Source organism: Geodermatophilus sp. SYSU D00708 (assembly GCF_054050115.1).
This window is the reverse complement of record NZ_JBJGYS010000021.1, coordinates 1-22,560: the sequence shown is the minus strand read 5'-3', so window position 1 is coordinate 22,560 and position 22,560 is coordinate 1. Positions and strand designations below refer to the sequence as shown.

The 22,560-nt window shown below is 76.7% G+C and carries 23 protein-coding genes; 11 read left to right on the top strand and 12 right to left on the bottom strand.

Going from position 1 to position 22,560, the window contains the following annotated elements; genetic code table 11:
* Position 1: 1 nt before the first annotated feature.
* The 3 genes from ACI79D_RS17310 to dinB all read right to left on the bottom strand — a co-directional run bounded on the left by ACI79D_RS17310 (position 2) and on the right by dinB (position 2,209).
* Positions 2-337: a DUF2750 domain-containing protein gene (locus tag ACI79D_RS17310; RefSeq protein WP_456919688.1), complete on the bottom strand. Its 336-nt coding sequence runs from the start codon at positions 335-337 to the stop codon at positions 2-4.
* 84 nt (positions 338-421) lie between these two features.
* Entirely contained in the window at positions 422-820 is a 399-nt protein-coding gene (locus tag ACI79D_RS17305) for a DUF3040 domain-containing protein (RefSeq protein WP_456919687.1), read from the bottom strand.
* 186 nt (positions 821-1,006) lie between these two features.
* Complete coding sequence (dinB, locus tag ACI79D_RS17300) at positions 1,007-2,209, bottom strand: DNA polymerase IV (protein ID WP_456919686.1); 1,203 nt, start codon at positions 2,207-2,209, stop codon at positions 1,007-1,009.
* Between the two features lie 211 nt (positions 2,210-2,420).
* Here dinB and ACI79D_RS17295 point away from each other — a divergent pair, with 211 nt between their 5' ends.
* The 3 genes from ACI79D_RS17295 to ACI79D_RS17285 all read left to right on the top strand — a co-directional run bounded on the left by ACI79D_RS17295 (position 2,421) and on the right by ACI79D_RS17285 (position 5,006).
* Complete coding sequence (locus ACI79D_RS17295) at positions 2,421-2,708, top strand: BatC protein (RefSeq protein ID WP_456919685.1); 288 nt, start codon at positions 2,421-2,423, stop codon at positions 2,706-2,708.
* A 308-nt stretch (positions 2,709-3,016) separates the two neighbouring features.
* Complete coding sequence (locus ACI79D_RS17290; protein ID WP_456919684.1) at positions 3,017-4,045, top strand: cupin domain-containing protein; 1,029 nt, start codon at positions 3,017-3,019, stop codon at positions 4,043-4,045.
* Between the two features lie 19 nt (positions 4,046-4,064).
* Positions 4,065-5,006 (top strand): sucrase ferredoxin, encoded by a 942-nt coding sequence (locus ACI79D_RS17285; protein ID WP_456919683.1) that lies wholly within the window; start codon positions 4,065-4,067, stop codon positions 5,004-5,006.
* Positions 5,007-5,009: 3 nt separating this feature from the next.
* Here ACI79D_RS17285 and ACI79D_RS17280 read toward each other — a convergent pair whose 3' ends face one another.
* The 7 genes from ACI79D_RS17280 to ACI79D_RS17250 all read right to left on the bottom strand — a co-directional run bounded on the left by ACI79D_RS17280 (position 5,010) and on the right by ACI79D_RS17250 (position 13,631).
* Positions 5,010-6,254, bottom strand: coding sequence for a serine hydrolase domain-containing protein (locus tag ACI79D_RS17280; protein WP_456919682.1), 1,245 nt, complete (start codon positions 6,252-6,254; stop codon positions 5,010-5,012).
* A gap of 94 nt (positions 6,255-6,348) precedes the next feature.
* A complete protein-coding gene (locus ACI79D_RS17275; RefSeq protein WP_456919681.1) occupies positions 6,349-7,518 on the bottom strand; it encodes an alkaline phosphatase family protein in 1,170 nt (389 codons plus the stop codon).
* A complete protein-coding gene (locus ACI79D_RS17270) occupies positions 7,515-8,267 on the bottom strand; it encodes a class I SAM-dependent methyltransferase (protein WP_456919680.1) in 753 nt (250 codons plus the stop codon). Before ACI79D_RS17270 ends, ACI79D_RS17275 begins: the two co-directional genes overlap by 4 nt.
* A 68-nt stretch (positions 8,268-8,335) precedes the next feature.
* Positions 8,336-8,824, bottom strand: a complete 489-nt coding sequence (locus ACI79D_RS17265) for a VOC family protein (protein WP_456919679.1) — start codon at positions 8,822-8,824, stop codon at positions 8,336-8,338.
* A gap of 136 nt (positions 8,825-8,960) precedes the next feature.
* Complete coding sequence (locus tag ACI79D_RS17260) at positions 8,961-12,746, bottom strand: DNA polymerase III subunit alpha (RefSeq protein WP_456919678.1); 3,786 nt, start codon at positions 12,744-12,746, stop codon at positions 8,961-8,963.
* 73 nt (positions 12,747-12,819) lie between these two features.
* Entirely contained in the window at positions 12,820-13,305 is a 486-nt protein-coding gene (locus ACI79D_RS17255; protein WP_456919677.1) for an SAV_6107 family HEPN domain-containing protein, read from the bottom strand.
* The gene (locus ACI79D_RS17250; RefSeq protein WP_456919676.1) at positions 13,305-13,631 is read right to left on the bottom strand and encodes a DUF6504 family protein; all 327 of its coding nucleotides are present in this window, start codon (positions 13,629-13,631) and stop codon (positions 13,305-13,307) included. The genes ACI79D_RS17255 and ACI79D_RS17250 overlap by 1 nt, the downstream gene beginning before the upstream one ends.
* Positions 13,632-13,852: 221 nt before the next feature.
* Between ACI79D_RS17250 and ACI79D_RS17245 the strand changes: the two genes are divergently transcribed.
* The 7 genes from ACI79D_RS17245 to ACI79D_RS17215 all read left to right on the top strand — a co-directional run bounded on the left by ACI79D_RS17245 (position 13,853) and on the right by ACI79D_RS17215 (position 19,530).
* Positions 13,853-14,365, top strand: a complete 513-nt coding sequence (locus ACI79D_RS17245) for a YbaK/EbsC family protein (RefSeq protein WP_456919675.1) — start codon at positions 13,853-13,855, stop codon at positions 14,363-14,365.
* On the top strand, positions 14,362-14,949 hold the full coding sequence (locus ACI79D_RS17240) for a GNAT family N-acetyltransferase (protein ID WP_456919674.1): 588 nt from the start codon (positions 14,362-14,364) through the stop codon (positions 14,947-14,949). The genes ACI79D_RS17245 and ACI79D_RS17240 overlap by 4 nt, the downstream gene beginning before the upstream one ends.
* Positions 14,946-16,592, top strand: a complete 1,647-nt coding sequence (locus ACI79D_RS17235; protein ID WP_456919673.1) for a phytoene desaturase family protein — start codon at positions 14,946-14,948, stop codon at positions 16,590-16,592. The genes ACI79D_RS17240 and ACI79D_RS17235 overlap by 4 nt, the downstream gene beginning before the upstream one ends.
* Positions 16,589-17,392 (top strand): carotenoid biosynthesis protein, encoded by an 804-nt coding sequence (locus tag ACI79D_RS17230; RefSeq protein ID WP_456919672.1) that lies wholly within the window; start codon positions 16,589-16,591, stop codon positions 17,390-17,392. The genes ACI79D_RS17235 and ACI79D_RS17230 overlap by 4 nt, the downstream gene beginning before the upstream one ends.
* Positions 17,389-18,618, top strand: coding sequence for a glycosyltransferase (locus tag ACI79D_RS17225; RefSeq protein WP_456919671.1), 1,230 nt, complete (start codon positions 17,389-17,391; stop codon positions 18,616-18,618). Before ACI79D_RS17230 ends, ACI79D_RS17225 begins: the two co-directional genes overlap by 4 nt.
* On the top strand, positions 18,615-18,812 hold the full coding sequence (locus ACI79D_RS17220; RefSeq protein ID WP_456919670.1) for a DNA-binding protein: 198 nt from the start codon (positions 18,615-18,617) through the stop codon (positions 18,810-18,812). Before ACI79D_RS17225 ends, ACI79D_RS17220 begins: the two co-directional genes overlap by 4 nt.
* A 67-nt stretch (positions 18,813-18,879) precedes the next feature.
* Positions 18,880-19,530: a flavin reductase family protein gene (locus ACI79D_RS17215; RefSeq protein WP_456919669.1), complete on the top strand. Its 651-nt coding sequence runs from the start codon at positions 18,880-18,882 to the stop codon at positions 19,528-19,530.
* A 325-nt stretch (positions 19,531-19,855) separates the two neighbouring features.
* Here ACI79D_RS17215 and ACI79D_RS17210 read toward each other — a convergent pair whose 3' ends face one another.
* Positions 19,856-20,830: a carbohydrate kinase family protein gene (locus ACI79D_RS17210; RefSeq protein ID WP_456919668.1), complete on the bottom strand. Its 975-nt coding sequence runs from the start codon at positions 20,828-20,830 to the stop codon at positions 19,856-19,858.
* A 124-nt stretch (positions 20,831-20,954) separates the two neighbouring features.
* Positions 20,955-21,611, bottom strand: coding sequence for a CDP-alcohol phosphatidyltransferase family protein (locus ACI79D_RS17205; protein ID WP_456919667.1), 657 nt, complete (start codon positions 21,609-21,611; stop codon positions 20,955-20,957).
* Positions 21,612-21,665: 54 nt separating this feature from the next.
* On the opposite strand from ACI79D_RS17205, the gene ACI79D_RS17200 reads away from it, so the two are divergent.
* Positions 21,666-22,550, top strand: a complete 885-nt coding sequence (locus ACI79D_RS17200) for an esterase/lipase family protein (protein ID WP_456919666.1) — start codon at positions 21,666-21,668, stop codon at positions 22,548-22,550.
* Positions 22,551-22,560 lie beyond the last annotated feature (10 nt).

Below are 22,560 nucleotides of genomic sequence, written 5' to 3'. Positions count from 1 at the left end.
CTCAGTCGGGGCGGTCCACCTGCAGGCGCAGGACCTGCTCGGTGAGCTCGGCCAGGGGCACCGGCCGGCCGCCGTCACCCGCGTTCAGCACGGCCGCGGGCACCCCGCCGTCCAGCCAGCCGGGGATCTCCTCCAGCAGGGTGTCGAGGTCGAGGAAGACCGGCCCCTCGCCCGGGTCGGCGGCGGCTGCGGCCTCCGCGGCGGCCAGCTCCGCGGAGGTCCACAGCGGGACGACGTCGCGGCCGTCCTCGCCGGTCCACGGGACGATGCCGTCGGCGTCCCCCCAGCCCCACAGCCCGCCGTGGGCGGCCAGTGCCTGCCACACCGGATCGGTCACGGTTCCTCCTCGCGGTTCGCGGGCCCCTGACGCGCGACAGCCGCCGTCCCGGAGGACGGCGGCTGTCGCGGAGAGGCGGTCGGGCTACTGGTCGTAGCGGCGGCGGAAGCGCTCCTCCAGCCGGTTCTTCAGCGGCTGCCGGCGGGGCTTGCCGCCGCGGCCGCGGGACGCCGGACCGGCGGCAGGCCCGGTGGAGCCGGCCTCGGCCACACCGGTGGCGTTCTTGTAGTTGAGGACGGCGAGCGCCAGCCCGCCGAAGGCGATCAGGAAGCCGAGGACACCGAGCGGTACCCACGACGCCACGGCGCCGCCCACGAGGACGGCCATCCCGACCAGGACGAGGAGAGCGCCCAGCTGCAGTCTGCGGCGGGCCTTGATCCGGCGATCACCGGTGCGGACGGACGAGGCGAACTTCGGATCGTCATCGACGAGGGCGCGCTCGATCTGCTCCAGCAGTCGCTGTTCGTGCTCGGAGAGCGGCACGTCGACCTCCAGGTGGGCCAAAGCCAAGACCCGACGGCGGTGCCCGCCGTCGGTGACAACGAGGATACGAGCCCTTTGCGGGGCGCGAAAGGCGAGTCGGCGCCGACCCGCCGTGATCACTCTCGCGGGGTGGGGACGGCACCGCCAGGAGAGACGAACGGGCGCCCTCGCGGGTTCCTCGGACCGTCACCGGGCGTGCTGGCCGCCGCGGTGCAGCAGCGTCGCCGGGCGCACCGCACCGGCTCCGAACCGGCGGGCCGCGCGGTCGGCGGCGAGCTCGGCCTCCCGGCGGCCGTGCTCGCGGGCACCCAGCTGCAGCTGGCGCGGTGCGGAGCCGGCCTCCACCAGCCGCTCGGCGCGCACGCCGACCAGCCGGATCCGCGCCCGCTGCAGGCCCAGGGCGTCGAACAGGGCGCGGGCGGTGTCGTAGAGCTCCTGCCCGACGTCGGTGGGGACCTCGAGGGTGCGGGAGCGGGTGATCGTGGTGAAGTCGGCGAAGCGCACCTTGATGGTCACGGTGCGGGCCAGCCAGCCGCCCGAGCGCAGCCGGCCCGCCGTCCGCTCGGACAGCCGCAGCAGCTCGCGGTGGATGACCGCCGGGTCGTCGACGTCGGTGCCGAAGGTCTCCTCGTGCCCGGTCGACTTCTCCGGCTCGTCGGGCACCACCCGGCGGGGGTCGCGGCCCCACGCCAGCTCGTGCAGGTGGGTGCCGGCGGCCTGGCCCACCGCTCGCTGCAGGGTGCGCGCCGGCACGTGGGCGAGGTCACCCACCGTGCGCAGCCCCAGCCGCACCAGCACCTCCTCGGTCTTGGCGCCCACCCCCCACAGGGCGCCGACCGGCAGCGGGTGCAGGAACGCCATGACCTCGGCCGGGCGGACGACGAGCAGCCCGTCGGGCTTGGCCCGGGTGGAGGCCAGCTTCGCGACGAACTTCGTGCCCGCCACGCCCACCGAGCAGGTGATGCCCTGCTCGTCGTAGACGCGGGCGCGGATGTACTCCCCGATCTCGGCCGCGTCGCCCAGCCTGCGCCCGGCGCCGGAGACGTCGAGGAACGCCTCGTCCAGGCTCAGCGGCTCCACGAGCGGGGTGATGGAGCGGAACAGCGCCATGACCGCGCGGGAGACCTCGCCGTAGAGCGCCAGGTCCCCCGGCAGCACCGTCGCGGTCGGGCACAGCCGCAGCGCGCGGGACGTCGGCATCGCGGCGTGCACCCCGTAGCGGCGGGCCTCGTAGGTGGCCGAGGTGACGACCCCGCGGTTGCCGGCCCCGCCCACGATGACCGGGGTGCCGGCCAGCTCGGGGCGGCGGCGCACCTCGACGCTGGCGAAGAACGCGTCCATGTCGACGTGCAGCACGGTGCAGCCGGCAGCGCGGGCGGACTGGCTCATGACCCCTTCCCGAGTCGAACACGTGTTCGACGACGGGAGGACGGTAACGCTCCCGGCACGGTCCGGGCATCTCCGCCCCGTGTCGTGACCGACCTGTTGCCCACCTGCCGTTCCCGCTGGTCGGACCCGGGGTGTGAGAGCAGGATCGGGGAGGTACAGCACGCCCGGAGGCCACCATCCGGTGGCCCGCGACCGATCGGATCGGAGACCCATGGCGCTCGACGACGATGACATGACCACGGCCGGCGTGGGCGACGGCGGTGCCGACGGCGGCGCCGATGGTGGCGCGGACGGCGGGGCCGACGGCGGCGCGGACAGCGGCGCGCACGGCCCGGCCGACGGCGGGGCTGCCGGCGGCGGCTCCGACGGGGGCGCGGACGGCGGTGCGGACGGTGGTGCCGACGGGGGCGCGGACGGCGGCGCCGACGGGGGTGCCGACGGGGGTGCCGACGGCGGCGCCGACGGGGGTGCCGACGGCGGCGCGGACGGTTCCGCCTGACCGAGAACCCCACCGCACAGGGCCGGCCGGAGCTCCGGCCGGCCCTGCGTCGGTGCACCGCCCTCGACCCGCAGGTCTTCGCCGCGGAGTACTGGTCCCGCCGGCCGCTGCTCACCCGCGCCGAGGAGACCGGCGGGTCCTTCGCCGACCTGCTCGACCTGGCCGCGGTCGACGAGCTGCTCTCCCGGCGGGGGCTGCGCACCCCGTTCCTGCGGATCGCCAAGGACGGCGCCGTCGTCGACCCCCAGCGGTTCACGACCTCCGGGGGCGCCGGCGCCGAGATCGCCGACCAGGTCTCCTCCGACGCGGTGCTGCGGCTGTTCGCCGACGGGAGCACCGTCGTCCTCCAGGGCCTGCACCGGCTGTGGCCGCCGCTGATCGAGTTCGCCGACTCACTCGCCGCCGACCTGGGGCACCCGACGCAGGTCAACGCCTACGTCACCCCGCCGTCCTCGCGCGGGTTCTCCCCGCACTACGACGTGCACGACGTCTTCGTGCTGCAGGTCGCCGGCGAGAAGCACTGGCGCATCCACGAGCCGGTGCTGCCCGACCCGCTGCGCACCCAGCCGTGGAACGACCGGGCCGCCGCCGTGGCCGCCGCCGCCGAGCGCGACCCGGTCATCGACGCGGTGCTCCGCCCCGGCGACGCCCTCTACCTGCCCCGCGGCTACCTGCACTCGGCGGTCGCGCTGGGCGAGATCAGCGCGCACCTGACCGTCGGCGTGCACCCGGTCACCCGCTGGGCGGCCGCCGAGTCGGTGCTCGACCTGGTGCGGGTGCTCGCCACCGAGGACCCCGCGCTGCGCGGCTCGCTGCCCCTCGGCGTCGACCTGGCCGACCCCGCGGCCGTCCGCGACGACGTGACGGCGGTCGTGGCCGGCCTCAAGGAGTGGCTGGACCGCGTCGACCCGGCCGAGGTCGCCGACCGGCTGCGCTCGCGGACCTGGGCGCAGGTCCGGCCCGAGCCGGTCGCCCCGCTGGCCCAGGCCACCGCGGCGGCGGCTCTCTCCCCCGACACCGTGCTGCGGGTCCGCCGGCGGCTGCGCTGCCGGCTGGGCGAGCCGGTCGACGGGCGGGTGACGCTGGTCGCCGGCCGTCGGACGCTGGAGCTGCCCGCCGACACCCGGCCCGCGCTGGCCGGGCTGCTGGCCGCCGGCGAGCTCAAGGTCGCCGACCTGCCCGGTCTGGACGCCGCCGACCAGCTCACCCTGGCCCGGCGGCTGGTGACCGAGTCGATCGCGGTCGTCCCGGACGCCACCGCACCGGACGCCGTCGTCGGGCGCGCCCTCGCGGGGCACGATGAGGATCGTGACCGCACGCCCGGGACCGGACGGTGAGCCGGGTGGGCCACCGGGCGTGACCGATCCGACCGACTTCTGCCGCCCGGCGGAGGCACCCGGACGTCCGGTCGGCCGGATCGCCGAGGACCGCTGCTCGGTGCGGGCGCTGGCCCGCGGGGACTCCGCGGTCGCCACCGCCTCCCCGGCCCAGCGCTGGCTGCTGATCGAGCAGGCCGGGCCGTGGGGCGTCGACGCGCTCACCCAGTCCCGCTTCGACATCGCCGTCGCCCGACGGCTGGCGCACCGCGCCCGGCTGGAGAACGTGCGGGTGCTGCTGGTGCGCCGGCCCGGGGAGCGGCCGGCCGACGCGCAGCGGCGGTGGGCCTACGTCGACGGGCGGCCGGGGCGCGAGGGCCTGTGGTGGTCGGCGCGCACCAGCGACGAGGAACTGGTCGACGCGCCGTGGGACGGGTCGGTCGGCGAGCCCGCCGAGGGACCCACCTACCTGGTGTGCGCGCACGGCGGGCACGACGCCTGCTGCGCGCTGCGCGGCCGCCCGCTGGCCAAGGTGATGCCCGCCGCGGACGTGTGGGAGTGCAGCCACCTCGGCGGCGACCGGTTCGCCGCGAACGTCCTCGTGCTGCCGCACGGCTTCTACTACGGGCAGGTGCCCGACGACGGCTCGGTCCTGGTGGCCGCGCACGCCGCGGGCGAGGTCGCTCTGCCCTGGCTGCGGGGCCGCGCCGGCTGCCCCCCACCGGTGCAGGCGGCGCAGCACACCGCCCGGGGTCGGCTCGGGCTGCTCGGCGTGGACGCGCTCCCGCCCCGGGGCGTGCGCCGCCTCACACCGGCCGGGGCCGAGATCGAGCGGTGGGTGGTGACCCTCGCCGGCCCCGACGGCGACGTGGTGGCCGAGGTGGAGAGCCGGCCCTCGGAGGAGGCCGCCCGGCTGACCTGCCGGGCGACCCACGAGGCGCACACCCGCACCTGGTCGGTGCGGCTGGTCCCGGCGGTCTAGCGGTCAGGCCGCCTCCTGGGCCGGTGGGACCAGCCCGTGCTCGGCCAGCGTGCCGTACACGGTCGTCGCCAAGGCCCCGATCCGGTCCTCGTCCGGTGAGCTGTTCAGGTTCATGGCGGCGATCACGCCGGAGTCCGGGAAGTAGACGTGCAGGGCGCGGAAGCCGAGCGTCTGGCCCTCGTAGAACCAGAAGGTGCCCAGGTCGTCGGTCATCTGGGCGATCCCGAGGGCGAACCCCATGGGGTCCTCGGCGGAGGTCGACTCGATGGGCTGCCCGGTCGCCGTCGACACCAGGCTCTCCAGCTCGTCCTGCTGCTGCGGGGGCAGCAGGTCCCCCTCGTACAGCGCGCGTTCCCAGCGGGTCATGTCGGCCGTCGTGGCCAGGATGCCGCCCGCGCCGCGCGCCCAGGACAGGGAGTCGCGGCTGACGTCCTGCCCGCGCAGCGGCGCGAGCCCGGGGTCCCCGGTCCGGGTGTAGTAGCCGGCCGGCATGCGGTCGGCGACCTCCTCCGGGTAGAGGTGCGGCCGGTAGTGCGTGTCCTCGAGGTCGAGGGGGTCGATGATCCGGTCGTAGAGCTGGTCCTCGTAGCTCTCCCCGGTCACCGCCTCGACGATCAGCTCACCGAGCACGTAGTTCGTGTTCGAGTAGCTGTACCCGGAGGTCGCCGGGACGCCGTCGACGTAGGCGATCAGCTCCTCCGGGGAGAAGTCCCGCAGCGGGTCGGCGGCGTAGTCGGCGAGCATGCCCTGCTGGTCGTCGTAGGTCGGGATGCCGCTGGTCATGTCCAGCAGCCGCCGGATGGGGACGTCGGTCCACTGGGGGTACTGCGGGAGCCAGTCGGTGACGGTGTCCTCGATCGACAGGCGGCCCTCGGCCTCGAGCTGCAGCAGGAGCACCGAGGTGAACGCCTTGGTGTTGCTGCCGATCTGCCACAGCGCGTCGGGTTCCACCGGCACGGACCCGCCGAACTCCGTCGTCCCGGCGCTGACGTCGACCCGCTCCTCCCCCGGGACGTCGACGGTCAGCCCGGCGGCCGACACGTGCTCCGCGGCGCCGCGCTCCTGCAGGTACGCCTCGAGGTCGGCGCGCAGGTCCGCCACCAGGGCGGGGTCGGGGTCCTCACTCACCGCCCGAGCGGCCGCGGCGCCAGGGGCCACCAGGCCGGCCACCACGAGGGACGCCGCGGCGACCGGCACGCAGGCCAGACGGGTCCGGGCAGGGACGAGGCGTGTGCGTCGGGTGCTCATCGCGGACTCCGCCCAGGCGGCATCGGGGACACCGAACGGCCGGAGACTCGTCCTCCCGGCGGCGGCCGTCAACGGCCCTGGGGCCTGCGCGCGGTCAGGAGAGGGCGCGGCCCCGCGCGGCGAGCAGCGGGATGGCCAGCTCGGTCGCGGTGAGTGAGCCGTGGTAGCCGATGAGCCGACTGGGGCCGGGCTCCCGCTCGGTCGCGGTGAGCGCCCACGTGCCGCGCGCCAGCGCGACGACGTCGCCGATCCGCGCGGCCAGCCCGTCGTCGACGGGTCCGAAGACGCCGCTGGCGACGGCCTCGTCGCGCCCGGCGACCCACGCCCGGTCGCCCAGCAGCTCCCGCCACCGGGCCAGCAGGTCGGCCTCGGCGCCGGGCACGGCGTGCACGTACCGGGCCCGCGGCTCACCGGCGAGCAGCCGCACGCCCTCGGTGAGCTCGGGTGCGGCGTCCAGGTCGAGCCGGGTGTCCGGCGGGACGTCGAACATGCCGTGGTCGGCGGTGACCAGCAGCGCCGCGTCGTCCGGCAGGCCGGTGACCACCTGCTCGACGAGCCGGTCGACCAGGGCCAGCTGCGCCCGCCAGCTGGCCGAGTCGACCCCGCGGACGTGCCCGGTGAGGTCGAGCTCGGCGGTGTAGCCGTAGACGAGGGTGCGGGGTGCGGCGGCCAGCGCCTCCAGCAGCCGGGCGGCGAGGTCGCCGGCGCCGACGGTCCCCGAGTAGCGGGCGCCGCGGTAGGCCGCGTCGGTGAGGCCGCTGCCGGCGAAGGCGTAGGGGGCGACGGCGGTGACCGGCACGCCCGCGTCGGCGGCCTGCTGGAAGACGCTGCGCCGGGGCTGCCAGATCGCGGGGTCGGGGTCGTCGGACCACTGCACGTGGTTGAGCGTCCGCTCCTCCCCCGGCACCGCGGTGACGAAGCCCAGGACGCCGTGGCTGCCGGGCGGGAGTCCGGTGCCGAGGCTGGTGAGGCTGACCGGCGTGGTGCTGGGGCAGGGCGCGGACAGGTCGCCGACCGGGGTGGCCAGCCCGGCCAGGGCGGGGGCGAGGTCGGCGTGCGCCCGGACCAGGTCGGCACCGAGGCCGTCGACCAGCAGCACGGCGACGCGGCGGGCACCGGCCAGCGCGGCGGTGAGGTCCAGGGGGTCGGGCGGGAGGTCGCCGCGCGCGACCGGGACGCCGAGCGCGGTGGCGACGCCGGGCAGGACGTCGGCGAGGGTGGCGGCGCCGTAGGCCGGGCGCTGCAGGTCGGGCGGCAGGCTCACGGACGGGTCGCCAGGACGTGCAGCCCGGCGGCGACCTCGCGGTAGGGCGAGCTGCCGGCCAGGGCCATCTCCAGCCGGCGGACGGCATCGGGGTCGGCGCCGGAGGCGACGTCGAGCAGGTCGGCGACGACCGACACCCCGCGCCAGGTGCCCGGTCGCAGGCCGGCGGCCTCGACGAGGGCGAGCAGGCCGTCGGGGGTGAACCGGCGCCGGGCGGGGTGGGCGGGGCGGGCGGGTTCGCGGCCCTCGGCCAGGGCCAGCGCCTCGACCGGGTGGCCGGCGACGGCGCGGGCCAGGACCGCGCCGGCGCGGTTGGCGCTGGCCACGCTGGCGGTGCCGCCGGGGCGCAGCGCCCGGGTGATCTCGCGGAGGGTGGTGGCCGGGTCGTCGACGACCTCGAGCACCGAGTGGCACAGGGCGAGGTCGTAGCTGCCCTCGCCGTCGTCGCCGGGCGGGATCACCTCGTGCAGCAGGTCGCCGTCGCCCTGCACGCCGTGGACCCGCTCCCCCACCCCCGCGGTCTGCGCCCGGCGGTTCAGGGTGGCGAGGGCGTCGGCGCTCGGGTCGACGACGGTCACCCGGTGGCCGAGTCGGGCGAGCGGGACGGCGAAGTTGCCGCTCCCCCCGCCGACGTCGAGGACGCGCAGGGGGGTGCCCGCCGCGACGACCGGGTCGAGGGCGGCCCAGACGGCGGCCGCGCGGGCGGGCAGCTGGTCCGCGGTGGAGGAGGCGGGAGCAGACGGCGGCACCCGTCGCAGCCTAGTGGCGGGCGCGGCAGGTCACAGCGGCGCGCGGGGGCCGCCCTCCCCCGGCGCCCTCAGGCGGGGACGCCGTCCGCGGCCCGCCTGATCTCGGCGATGTCGATGCGGCGCATCTGCAGCATGGCCTGGGTGGCGCGCTGCGCCCGGCCGGGGTCGGGGTCGCTGAGCAGGGTGGTCAGCTCGACGGGGACGACCTGCCAGGAGACGCCGAACCTGTCCTTGAGCCAGCCGCACTGGCTCTCCTCGCCGCCGTCGGCGGTCAGCCGGTCCCAGTAGTGGTCGGCCTCCTCCTGGTCGGCGCACATGATCTGGAAGGAGATGGCCTCGGTGAAGGGGAACTGCGGCCCGCCGTTGAGCGCCGTGTACTCCTGGCCGTCGAGGGTGAAGTTCACGGTGAGGACGTCGCCCTCCTTCATCGGCGGCGGCATGTCCGGGCCGTAGCGGGTCACCTCGCCGATCGAGCTGTTCGGGAAGACCGAGGTGTAGAGCTGGGCGGCCTGCTCGGCGTGGCCGTCGAACCACAGGCACGGGATCTGCTTCGGCATCGGGGTCCTCCTGGATCGGTGCGGTCCGTCGACAGGTAGACGCCGCGGCCGCCCGGAACTCATCGGCCGCTCTCGGCCACCCTCCAGGGGCCCTCCGCCTGAGCGTGCGAGGCGTGGGAGAAAGGGTGGTCCCTTCTCAGTGACCGGAGCTGCCGGGGCTGGAGTGCCACAGCTTGCGCGGTGCCGCCGCGGCACGGCGGGCGGCGGTCGCGGCGTCGTCCCCGGCGGGCTTGATGTCGGCGTAGGGCGACATCCGGAACCCCGTCGGGTGGACCAGCACCGGCTTGACCACCACCGGCCGGGAGCCGTGCGAGGCCGCGGCCCCCGCGATGGCCGCCTCGGTGTACTCCCCCGGCGCGGCCATGTGCTCGGCCACCGCGGCCGTGCCGCCGGTCTCCCAGGCCTCGTGCAGCGCGGGCAGCTCCCACGCGCCGGTGGCCCGCAGCGACACGCCCCGCGGGCCGGTGCGCCGCAGCACCCCGCGGATCACCAGCAGCCAGGAGTGGAAGACCGTGGCGGCGTAGGGCCCCTGCGCGTCCTCGAAGAAGGTGGAGTCGGTGCAGCCGGTGCCGTCGTCGAGGGTCACGAAGACCACCCGGCGGCCGGAGCGGATCGGCGGCGTCTGGGTCGCCACCTTGACCCCGGCGACGAGCACCTCCGCGCCGCTGCGGCAGCCGAGCAGCTCGCCGGCCGGCACCGCGCCGATCGCGGCGAGGAACGGCCGGTAGAAGTCGACGACGTGCCGGCTGGCGTCCAGGCCGAGCACCTCCAGCTCGGCCCGCACCAGCTCGGCGTCGGTGAACTCGGGCAGCCCGCTGCCCTCGGCCCAGCCCAGCCCGGGCTCCTCGACCCCCGCCTCCCCGGTGCCGGCCTCCTCGCCGGGGAGCTCCAGCCCCATGAGGTCGAGGCTGAGCTGCCCGTTCGAGCTCGCCCGCGCGCCGCTGCGGCTCCACCGGTCCAGCTCGCCGATCTGCAGCAGCAGGTCGCGCCGGGTGACCTGCCGGCGGCTGCGGGTCGGGCGGCCGGCCTCGCGGTCACGCACCCCGAAGCCGTAGAGGGAGTCGAAACCGCCGGCCAGCACCAGCCGCTCGACCACCGGCCGGGACACCGACGCCCGGTGCCAGAAGTCGGTCAGCGACCGGTAGGGCTGCCCCGCGACGACGCGGGCCACCTCCTCCTCGGCGATGCCCTTGACGTCGCCCAGCGACAGCCGGATGCCGTAGCGCGACGGGTCGGCCATCGACGCGGGCATCCACTCCGGCCGCCGCCAGGACGGCTCGGCGTCGGCGTCCCCGTCGAGCCGCTCCACCCGGTAGGTCGCGCCGGAGGCGTTGACGTCCAGCCCGAGCACCCGGACGCCGAAGTTGCGGGCGTCGTCGAGGATCAGCCGCTTGGGGTACATGCCGGGGTCGTGGGTGAGCACCCCGGCGAGGAAGGCCGCCGGGTGGTGCGCCTTGAGCCACGCCGACTGGTAGGTGGGCAGCGCGAACGCCGCCGCGTGGGCCTTGCAGAAACCGAACGAGCCGAAGGCGACCAGCACCTCCCAGACCTGCTCGGCCACCTCGGGCGGGTAGCCCGAGGCCAGCGCGCGGGGGACGAACCAGGTGCGCACCTCGGGATGGGCGTCCCGCTCCCCCAGCGCGCGGCGCACCTCGTCGGCCTCGGCCAGGGTGCAGCCGGTCATCCGGGACACGATCTGCAGCACCTGCTCGTGGAAGACCACCACCCCGGCGGTCTGCTCGAGTGCGAACTCCAGGTCGGGGTGCGGGTAGACCGTCTCCCGCCAGCCGTTCCGGGCCAGGAGGAACGGGGTGACCATGTCGCTCTTCACCGGCCCGGGCCGGAACAGCGAGATGTCGATGATGATGTCCTCGAACGTCTCGGGCCCGAACTTGCCGACCAGCTCCCGCTGCCCCGGCGACTCGATCTGGAACATGCCGAGCGTGCGGGTGCTGCGGATCAGCTCGAACGTCGTCGGGTCGTCCCGCGGAACGGCGTCGATGTCGACGGTCACGCCGTCGACCCGGGCCACCTCGTCGAGGGCGTGGGCGATCGCCGACTGCATCCGGATGCCGAGCAGGTCCAGCTTGAGCAGCCCGAGTTCCTCGACGTCGTCCTTGTCGAACTGGCTCATCGGGTAGCCCAGGAAGCTGTTCTCGACGGGGGTGCGGTCGAGCAGCGTTGCGTCGGAGAGCAGCACGCCGCACGGGTGCAGCGCGATGTGCCGGGGCAGCCCGTCGAGGCGGGCGACCAGGTCGAACAGCAGGTCCAGGTCGCCGGTGCCGCCGGCCCGTCGCGACCCGAACCGGCTGGCCCGCAGCTCCGGGAGGTCCTTGAGCGCGGCGTGCACCTGGTTGGCCCGGATGTGCGGGAAGGCCTTGGCCACCGCGTCGATCTCGGCCGGGGGCAGCCCGAGGGCGGCGCCGACGTCGCGGATGGCGTGCCGCACCCGGTAGGTGTCCATCATCGAGATGCAGCTGACCCGGTGGGCGCCGAAGCGCTCGATCACCGCGTCGTAGACCTCCATCCGGCGCGCGGACTCCACGTCGATGTCCACGTCGGGCAGCTGGTGGCGCAGCGGGGAGAGGAAGCGCTCCATCAGCAGGCCGTAGCGGATCGGGTCCACGTCGGAGATGCCCAGCAGGTAGGTGACCAGGCTCCCCGCACCCGACCCGCGCGCCGCCGCCCGCACCCGCAGGCCCCTGATCAGGTCGACCACGTCGGCGACGGTGAGGAAGTAGGAGGGGTAGCCGAGGGAGTCGATGACCTCCAGCTCCTCCTCCAGGCGGACCCGCACCCGCTCGGTGAGCGCCATCCCGCGCCGGCCCAGGCCGGCCTCGCAGCGGGCGCGCAGCACCTGCGACGGGCTCATCCCCTGCTCGGCCGGGGTGGTGACCACGTCCAGCTCGGGGTAGCGCACCGTGCCGATGCCGAGGTCGGCCCGCACGTCGACGGCGCACTGCTCGGCCAGCCGGGCGGTGCGCTCCAGCAGCCGCAGCACCGCGTCGCGGTCGGGCCCGACGACGTCCTCGGCGACCTCGGCCATCTCCTTGCCCGACTTCAGGTACCCCTCGGCGGTGCGCCGGTCGACGTGCCGGGTGTCCAGCGGGACCAGCCGGCGCGCGGCGTCGAGGACGTCGGCGGTGGGGGCGTCGAGGGCGTCGACGTAGCGGACGGCGTTGGTCAGCACCACCGGCACGCCCTCCGCGGCGGCGAAGCGCAGCATCGCCCCGGCCCGGGCGCGGTCGCCCTGCCCGCGGTGGTGGACCACCTCGAGCACCAGGGAGCCGGGGCCGAAGACCGCGCGCCAGGCGGCCAGCCGGGCGGAGGCGACATCGGCCCGGCCCGCGGCCAGCGCCCGGCCCACCGGGGAGTCCGGCCCCAGGAGGGCGACCAGCCCCGGCGCGTGCTCGGCGGCCAGCGCCAGCGAGCTCACCGGCTCCCCCCGGGTGCCGCGCAGGTGGGTGGCGCTGGTGAGCCGGCACAGCGACCGCCAGCCGGCGCCGTCCCGGGCGAGGAAGGTGACCCGGGGCAGCCGCGGGTCGACGACGGCCCCGCCCCGGGCCGGCACCCGGCGGCCCGAGCCGGGGCGACCGGGAGCGCCGTCCGGCGCGTCCGGCCGGCGCGCGCGGGTCCGCTCCGCGGAGTGCCCGTCGCCCAGCACCGGCGCCAGGGCCGGCGGCACCGTGCTGTCCACCGTGGGGACGACGGCGAGGTCCACCCCGAACAGTGGCCGGATGTCGGCTGCCCGGCAGGCGAGGGCGAACTTCACCGCGCCGTAGAGCCCGTCGCGGTCGGTCAGCGCCAGGGCCCGCATGCCGTGCTCGGCGGCCCGGTTCACCAGGTCGGCCGGGTGGTTGGCCCCGTACTGCATGGAGTAGCCCGAGGCGACGTGGAGGTGGACGAAGGGGTCGGCGTTCACGCTCCCGGCTCGCCGGCGCTCACCGGTCGCGGAACCGGGGGTGCCGCCTCCCCGCGTGAGCTCGCGAGCGCGCTCACGTCCGGTTCCGGTGCTCGGTGCCGCCGACCACCCGCGGGCGGGCGCGCCGGGGCGGCTCGGGGGCCGGGTCGCTGCCCAGGCAGCTCTCGACCACGGTGAGGAAGGCCCGGACGTCGCGGACCAGGTCGTCGGCCTCGCGCTCGGTGACCGCGTGGGAGAGCCCGGCCTCGGCGGCCGCCCGCTTGGCCGCGCCGGCGGCGAAGAAGGTGGCCCACTCCCCCAGCTCCGGGGCGACCTGGCTGAGCAGCACCCAGGCGCTGCGCGGCCGCCGGCGCCCGGACTCCGGCCGCGTGCGGGCGGCCAGCACCGCCGCGGCGGCCCGCAGCGCACCGAGGTGCGCCGTGGCGTAGCGCTGCCGGGCGTCGGTGCTCGCCGCGGCCTCGGCCAGTGCCCGGGACGCCTGGTCGAGCAGCTGGCCGGCCGCCGGCGGCAGCGGCGGGGGCAGGGGCAGCTGATCGGCCATGACGCGGACCGCGCCCATCAGTCGTGCACCCGCACGAGGGACCACCGGTTGGCCGTCGACTCCCAGCTGAGGTCGAAGACGCCGGCGAAGCTCATCCGCGACCGCCCGGCCCGGACCGCCTCCACCCGCCACACCTCGCGCGTGGCGACCAGCTCGGTGGAGGCACCACCGGTCGTCTCGGGGCCTCGCTGCCACCACGGTGCGGTCTCCACCCACGAGTCGAGCAGCTCGCCCACGACGTACCGCGACTGGCCCCGCCAGAACTGTGCCGGACCGAGCGCCCCCCGCTCGACCTGCACCTCTTCGCCGACCCGACCGCCGACCCCACCCAGCACCCGGCTCATGACAGACTCCCCACCGCTCTGCACCGACCGGCCGACCCCGCCACCGCACCGGGTGGGGAAGACCCGGGCGCGGTGGGAGGTCGACCGCTGTTCGAACGCGTGTTCGAACGACGTCGAGTAGACCCGACCGCACCGACATCGTCAAGCGGGGCGCGCGGGACCGGGGAGCCGGCGCGGCCGGAGGTCCAGCGGGCGACCGGAGCCGATGGGAGGATCAGCGCATGAGCCGGCCCGAGCACCCGCGGGTGGCTGCGATCGCCCGCCTGCTGGCCGAGGCCGGCGCGGACGGGGAGGTCCGCGAGCTCCCCGACAGCGCCCGCACCGCCGCGGCCGCCGCCGCGCAGCTCGGCGTCCCCGTCGGGGCGATCGCCAACAGCCTGGTGTTCGACGTCGACGACGCCCCCCTGCTGGTCCTGACCAGCGGCGCGCACCGCGTCGACGTCGGGCGGGTCGCCGCGCTGCTCGGCGTCCCCCGGGTGCGCCCGGGCTCCCCCGACTTCGTCCGCCGGCACACCGGCCAGCCCATCGGCGGGGTGGCGCCGGTCGGGCACCCCGAGCCGATCGGCACGCTGGTCGACGTCGAGCTGGCCCGCTACGAGCGGGTGTGGGCCGCCGCCGGCCACCCGCACGCGGTCTTCCCGACCACGTACGAGGAGCTGCTGCGGCTGACCGGGGGCAGCCCGGCCGAGGTCGGCAACGGTCCCCTCGCTCCTGTGGAGGTGGTGTCGCCGTGACGGGTACGACCCCCGCGACGCGGGTCGCCGAGCTGCCCGCCGGCTGGCTGCGCGACCACATGCACGAGGCCCTGGCCATCTACGGCGCGGCGATGGGGTACGCGCAGTCGGTCGTGGCCGGCCGGTACGGCTACGCCATCCAGCACACCGAGCGGGCCGGGTTCCGGGCCGTCGGCGCCTTCGTCGCGACCCCGGAGGGCGAGCAGCTGGTCGGGTTCGGCTACGGCTACCTCGTCGCGCCCGGCCAGTGGTGGCACGACCAGGTCCGCGCGGCGCTGGACCGGCGGACGGCGAAGCGGTGGCTGCCCGGCGCCTTCGAGGTCTGCGAGCTGCACGTCCACCCCGACCACCAGAGCCGCGGGCTGGGCCGGCAGCTGCTGCACGCCCTCGTGGCCGGCCTGCCCCACCCCGCGGCGCTGCTGTCGACCCCCGACAGCGACACCAAGGCCTTCCGGCTGTACCACGCCGACGGCTTCGTCGACCTCGCCCGCAACCACCACTTCCCCGGCGACTCCCGACCCTTCGCCATCCTCGGCGCCCGGCTGCCGCTGCGCCCCCCTCCCCCGCGCACCGACGCCCGGTGACCCCCGGCGGGGGCAGCACCGTCGACGCCGTCGTCGTCGGCGCCGGGCACAACGGGCTGGTCGCCGCCTGTTACCTGGCCCGCGCGGGCCTGCGGGTGGAGGTCGTCGAGCGCGACGAGGTGCTCGGCGGGGCGGTCTCGACGGTCGAGCGGTGGCCCGGCGTCCGGGTCGACCGCGGCTCCAGCGCGCACGTGATCGTCCGGCAGAGCGGGATCGTCGAGGAGCTCGACCTGGCCGCGCACGGACTGCGCTACGTCGACTGCGACCCCTGGGGCTTCGCCCCCGCCCCGGCTCCCGGGGACCCCGGCCCGGACGGGCGGCCGCTGGTCTTCTCCGTCGACCTCGACGCCACCTGCACCTCGATCGCCGCCGCCTGCGGCCCGGAGGACGCCGCCGCCTACCGGGAGTTCGTGCGCGTGTGGGCACCGCGCAGCCGCGCGGTCGTGGCCTCCTTCGGACGGCGGCCGAGCCCCGCGGCCCTGGTCCGCTCGTTCTGGCCGCTGGGCGCGCCCGCCGACGGCCGGCCGCGCACTGCCGGGGGCGACCTCGCCGTGGACTTCCTCGGCTCCGGCGACGCGCTGCTCGACCGCTGGTTCACCAGCGAGCGGCTCAAGGCGGCGCTGGCCTGGTTCGGCGCGCAGTCCGGCCCGCCGGTGAGCGAGCCGGGCACGGCGGCGATGGTGGCCTGGGCGACGCTGCTGCACGACGTCCCGCCCGGGCACCCGGTCGGCGGCTCCGGCGGGCTCACCGAGGCGCTGCGCCGGCGGCTGGAGGCCGACGGCGGGCGGGTCACCCTCGGCGACGGCGCGCAGCGGCTGCTGGTCGAGGACGGCCGCACCGCCGGCGTGCAGACGACCTCGGGACGGCGGCTGCGCGCCCCGGTCGTCGTCGCCGCCTGCCACGTGCTGGCCACCCGCGACCTGGCCGGTGAGCACGCCCCGCCGGCACTGGCCGACGCCGACCCGCCGCTGGGCAACGGCTTCGGCCTGGTGGTGCGGGCGCTCACCGATGCCCCGCCGGCCTACCCCGGGGTGGACGCCGCCGCGGCGCTCGGCGGGCTGCAGCTGCTGTGCACCGACCGCGCGCAGCTGGCGGCGGCCGCGGGCGACTGGCGGGCCGGCCGGCTGCCCCGGGAGCCGGTGCCGCTGGCGATGTGCTTCTCCGCCACCGACGACACCCTCGCCCCGCCCGGGCAGCACGTGGTCACCGTCTGGGGGCAGTGGTACCCGTACGCGCTCGCCGACGGCGCCGACTGGGACGTCCTCGCCGAGTCCGAGGCGGCCCGGCTGGTCGCCGCCGTCGACCGGTTCGCCCCCGGCTTCGCCGGCTCGGTGCAGCGGCTGTACGTCCAGACGCCGGTGCTCCTGGAACGGGAACTGTCCCTCCTCCGTGGCAACGTCATGCACGTGGAGATGGGGCTGGCCAGCATGTTCGGGTTCCGCCCCACGCCTGCGCTGGCCGGCCACCGCGTCCCGGGGCTGCCGGGCCTCTACCTGGCCGGCGCCTCGACGCACCCCGGCGGCGGGGTGTCGGGCAACTCCGGGCGGACGGCGGCGCGGGTCGTCCTCGCCGACCGCGGCCGCGCCGCCCGCGGTCGCCGGGCGCTGGCCCGTGCGGCCGGCCGGCTGCGGAGCCGACGGTGACCGGGCTGGCGCTGCCGCGGTCCCGGAGCGCGGCCGCCGTCCTGCCGTGGGCGCTGGCCGGCCTGCTGGTCCTCGTCGCCATCGCCTACCCGCTGACCGACGCCTCCGCCCGGACCACGGTGAGCTGGGCGATCGTGCTGCTGGGCGCGGCGCTGTCGGTCGGCCACGCCGCGGCGAGCCGGGGCGGGCGCGCCGGCGCCGTCGTCCTGGGCGTCACCGCGGCGACCGCCGTGGCGTTCGAGGCGGTCGGCCTGGCCACCGGCTTCCCGTACGGGGAGTACACCTACAGCGACGACCTGGGCCCGACGCTGCTCGGCGTCCCGTTCCTGGTCCCGCTGGCCTGGCTGATGATGGCCTGGCCGAGCCGGCTGCTGGCCCTCCGCCTGACCCGCGCCGTCCGGCCTGCGTGGCGCCGCGCGGCCCGGGTCGCGTTCGCCGCCGCGGTGTTCGCCGGCTGGGACGTCGTGCTCGACCCGCAGATGGTCCAGGCGGGGTACTGGACCTGGGCGCACCCGCAGCCGTCCCTGCCCGGCATCGACACCGTGCCGCTGACCAACCTGGCCGGCTGGCTGCTGGCCGGGCTGGCGCTGATGACGCTGCTGGACCTGCTGGTGCCCGACGCGGCGCCGCGGATCGGCGACGGCGCACCGCTGCTGGCCCTGGCCTGGATGACGCTGGGCGGCGCGCTGGCCCACGCCGGCTGGCTGGACCTGCCCGGGTCCGCGGCGTGGGGCGTCGTGCTCGCGGTCCCGGTGCTGGCGGCGCTGGCGGTGCAGGCCCGGCGGGCGCGCTCGCGGTGAGCGGCCGGCCGGTGCGCGTGCTCGCGGGGACGGCGGTCGCCGGGGCGCTGCACGCGGCGCTCAACGCGGTGCTGCTGCGCCGGCCGCCACCCTCCCCCGCGGCGGTGCGCCGCCCGGTGACCGTCGTCCTGCCGGTCCGGGACGAGGAGGCGCAGGTCGGCGGCTGCCTGGCGGCGGTGCTGACCCAGCAGGGGGTGACCGACCTGCGGGTGGTCGTCGTCGACGACGGCTCGACCGACGGCACGGCCGCGGTGGTCCGGGCGGTCGGCGATCCCCGCGTGCGGCTGGTGACCGCGCCCGACCCGCCCCCGGGCTGGCTGGGCAAGCCGCACGCCTGCGCGGTCGGTGCGGCGGCGGGCGGGGAGGACGACGGCACCGACGACGCCGTCCTGGTCTTCCTCGACGCCGACGTCCGGCTCTTCCCCGACGCGGTCGCCGGCTCGGTCGCCATCCTGGAGGCGCACGACCTGGACCTGGTCTCCCCGTGGCCGCGGCCGGTCACCGGCACCGGCGCCGAGCGGCTGGTGCAGCCGCTGAGCCCGTGGCTGTGGATGACGACGCTGCCGGTCCGGCTGGCCGAGCGCTCGCCGCGCCCGTCGCTGGCGGCCGCCAACGGCCAGTTCCTGGTCGTGCGGCGGACGGCGTACGAGCGGGCCGGCGGGCACGGCGCCGTCCGCAGCGAGGTGATCGAGGACGTCGCGCTGGCCCGCGCGGTGAAGCGGGCCGGCGGGCGGGCGGTGCCCGTGGACGGCTCCCGGCTGGCCGCCTGCCGCATGTACGCGGGCTGGCCGGCGCTGCGGGCCGGGTACGCCAAGTCGCTGTGGGCCTCGGTCGGCGGGTCACCGGCCGCGAGTGCCGCGGCCGCCGCCGGGCTCACCGCCGTCGCCGTGCTGCCGGCGCTGGCCGCCCTGCGCGGCTCCCGCGCCGGCCTGGTCGGGTACGCGGCCGGCGTCGCCGGGCGGGCGGTGTCCGCGGCGGTCACCGGCAGCCGGGTGTGGCCGGACTCCCTGGCCCACCCGCTCTCGGTGGTGCTGTTCGACGTGCTGATGGCCTCGTCGCTGGCCGACCGCCGCCGGGGGCGGCTCACCTGGCGCGGCCGCACCCTGCCGTCGCTCCCGGCGTCCGGACCTCCCGACCGGCGAGCGGCACGGGGCAGCCACCGACGATCCGCCCAGCGGAGCAGGACCGATGACATCTCGCGCGGGGCGGGGTCTGCGCTGGCATGACCGACGACGACCTGCCCGCCTCCATCGGCCGCCCGGCGCTCGGTGCGCTGCGCGCGGCCGGGATCGACCGTCTGTCCGAGGTGGCCCGGCACGGGGAGAAGGAGTTGCTGGCCCTGCACGGCGTGGGGCCGAAGGCGGTCCGGCTCCTGCGTGCGGCGCTGGTCGAGCGCGGGCTGGATCCGTCCGGGGCCTGACGCAGCCCCGTCACCGGTGAGCCGGCCCCGCCCGGCTCGTCCCCGGTCCGGAGGCGAGGATGGGCGGGTGACCAGCCCGGATGCCCGCGTGCAGTTCGACCCGGCCGCCATGGACAGCGGCGCCTTCTACCGCGTCCTCAACTCGGTGGTGGTGCCCCGGCCGATCGCCTGGGTGACCAGCCGCTCGGCCGAGGGCGTGGTGAACCTGGCGCCGCACTCCTTCTACACCGTCGCGTGCGTGGACCCGCCGGTCGTGCAGTTCACCTCGGTCGGCCGCAAGGACTCGCTGCGCAACGTCGAGGCCACCGGCGAGTTCACCGTCAGCCTCACCCCGGAGGAGCTGTTCGAGCAGGTCAACGCGACCGGCACCGACTTCCCGCACGGGGTGAGCGAGGCCGAGGAGGTCGGCGTCCGGCTCGAGCCCGGGGAGCGGGTCTCGGTGCCTCGGGTGGCGGAGTCCCCGGTGGCGGTGGAGTGCACGCTGCACTCGACGCTGCGGCTGGGCGACAGCACCGTCGTCTTCGGCCGGGTGCAGCTGGTCAGCGTGGCCGGGCGCGCGGTGCGCGACGGGCGGCCGCGGATCGAGGAGCTGCGGCCGCTGGCCCGGCTCGGCGGCAACGAGTGGTCGACGATCGGCGAGGTCAAGGAGATCAGGCGGATCTCCTACCGCCGCTGGGCCGAGGACCCCTCGATCGGCGAGCAGCTCCGGGAGGACTGACGAGGAACGGGCAGCGCCGTCGGGCTCCGGTGGCGACGCCGACCGGGGACCAAAGGCCCTAGGATCGTCCTCGGCGGCCGGATGGGATCGAATCCCATTCGGAACGCTCGCGTTCCGCGACGGGTGAGAAGAGCCCTGGGGAGAAGCGATGGACTGGGTCCGGGCCACCGTTGTAGGAGTCGTGACCGCGGCAGCTGTGCTGCTCGCTCCGGGAGAGCCTGCGGTCAGCGGCGGGGCCGCACCGCAGCACTGCGAGCAGATGTGGCTCTGGTGGATCCCCCTGCCCTGCCTGTAGCGGGGCCCGCAGCCCGGCGGGACCGTGACGTCACGGCAGGTGGGCGGCTACCTCGTCGGCGGCCCCGGCCCCGAAGGCGTCGGCGAACCGCTCCAGGAACCGCTGCCGGTGCAGCGCGTACTCCTGGGTGCCGATGACCTCCACCGCCTCGGTCGCCACCGCCGAGCCCAGCTGGGTGGCCCGCTCCAGGGACAGCCCCCACATCCGGCCGGCGATGAACCCGGCGCGCAGCGCGTCGCCGCCGCCGGTCGGCTCGACCGGCTTGGTCTCGGGGACGGCGATCACCGAGATCGGCTCCGCCCCCGCCTGCCGCACCAGGACCCCGTCGGCGGCGCGGGTGGTGATCCACACGCCGACCCGGGCCAGCACCTCCCCGGCGGTCCAGCCGGTCTTCTGCAGCAGCAGCGCCGATTCGTACTCGTTGGTGAACAGCAGCTCGGCGCCGTCCACCAGCTCGCGGATCATCTCGCCGTCGGCCCAGGCCAGCTGCTGGCTCGGGTCGGCGGCGAAGGGGTAGCCCCGCTCCCGGCACTCCTGCGTGTGGCGCACCATCGCCGTGGGGTCGTTGGGGCCGACGACGACGAGGTCCGGCGTCCCGACCCGGGCGGCCACCGGGGCCAGCTCGATCGACGACGCCTCGCTCATCGCGCCCGAGTAGAACGACGCGATCTGGTTGTTCACCGCGTCGGTGGTGCAGACGAACCGGGCGGTGTGCTTGACCTCCGACCAGTGCACGCTGGCGGTGTCCACCCCGTGCCGGGACAGCCAGGCCTCGTAGTCGGCGAAGTCGCTGCCCACGGCGCCGACCAGCACCGGCCCGACGCCCAGCAGGCCCAGCCCGTAGGCCATGTTCGCGCCGGCCCCGCCGCGGTGCTGCACCAGGTCGTCGACGAGGAACGACAGCGAGACGTTCTCCAGCTGGCCCTCGACGAACTGCTCGGTGAACTTCCCCGGGAAGGTCATCAGGTGGTCGGTGGCGATGGAACCGGTGACGACGACGGGCACGGAGCGCTCCCTCGGTGCGACGGTGAGTGGTCTCCGGGCGTGGGTCGGCCCAGGTGAACGGCAGGCGTCACTCTAGGTGTCGCACGACCGGGTCGCCCGCGGGAGCCCGGCCGTCCGCGGGAGCTCAGTCGGCCAGCGCCCGGCGGAGCGCCGTCCCCAGCTGCGCGACGCCCACCACCCCGAGCAGGCAGCCGGCCGCCGTCCCCGCGGTGACCACCGGGACGGCGAGGCCCCAGCCTGCGACCACGCCGGCCCCGCCCAGGGTGAAACCGGTCATCGCCACCCGCGACGGCCGCTCCCACACCGAGATCGCGCCGGTCTCCGCCACGCCGGCCTGCCCCGCGCGGGCGCGCAGGTAGTCGGGCAGCCAGCACAGCGCGCCGAACGCCGCGGCCAGCCAGCCGGGCGCCCCGGCCACCCACAGCGCCACGGCGAAGGCGGCCTCGCTGAGCCGGTCGACGGCCGAGTCGAGCACGAAGCCGCGGCGAGAGGCGCGGCCGGTGGCGATGGCCAGCGCGCCGTCCAGGGAGTCCAGGACGGCCGAGACCCCGATCAGCGGCCCGGCGAGGAGCAGCCAGGCCCCGCCGGACGCGGCGGGGACCACCGCGGCCACCGCCACCGCCAGGCCGAGCGCGGTCGCCACCACCGGCGGCAGCCCGGCGAGCCGGCGGGCTGCCGCGTAGGCCGCCGACAGCCAGCCGCGGACCAGCCGGCTCGCCGCGGGGTCGGTGCCGCCGTGCCACGCCGACCACGCGGCCAGGTACTCCTCGCGGCTCAGCACGTCCGCAGTCCACCAGTGCCGCACGATCGCGGCGAGACCAGGGACAGTGGGAGCGTGCTCGCCGGCCTCTCCCCCGCCCGGCGCCGCCTGGTCGTGGCGGTGCTGGCCCTCGTCGCGGTCGCGGTGCTCGCCGCGGGCGTCGTCCTGCTGCTCGACCGCACCTCCGAGGCCACGGACGGGCCGGTGTCCCAGGAGCAGCCCGGGCCGGTGCTGCTGGTGCCGGGCTACGGCGGGTCGACCGCGTCGCTGCAGCCGCTGGCCGACCGGCTCACCGCCGAGGGCCGCGACGCCACCGTGGTGGCCGTGCCCGGCGACGGCACCGGCGACCTCACCGAGTCGGCCGTGTCCCTCGGCGCGGCGGTCGACGCCGCGCTGGAGCGCACCGGCGCCGACAGCGTCGACGTCGTCGGCTACTCGGCCGGCGGGGTCATCGCCCGGCTGTGGGTCGCCGACGGTGGGGACGACGTGGCCCGCCGGGTGGTCACCCTGGGCTCGCCGCACCACGGCACCACCCTCGCCGACCTGGCCGGCTCGATCGCGCCGTCCCAGTGCCCCGTCGGGTGCCAGCAGATGTCCACCCGCAGCCCGCTCATCGCCCGGCTCAACGCCGGGGACGAGACACCGGAGGGACCGACCTGGGTGTCCATCTGGACCACGCAGGACGAGACGGTCACCCCGCCGGACTCCGCCCGCCTCGACGGCGCCGTCGACCTGCCGGTGCAGTCGGTCTGCGCCGACGCGCGGGTCGGCCACGGCGACCTGCCGCGCGACCCGCTGGTGCAGGCGATGGTGCTCGCCGAGCTGCGCCCCGGGGACCCCGTCCAGCTCGGCCCCGACGACTGCGGCGCTCTGAGCGGCGGGGGGGGGGGGGGGGGGGGGGGGGGGGGGGGGGGGGGGGGGGGGGGGGGGCGGGGGGGCGCGCTCGGGGGGGGGTGTTAGGTGTTGTTGT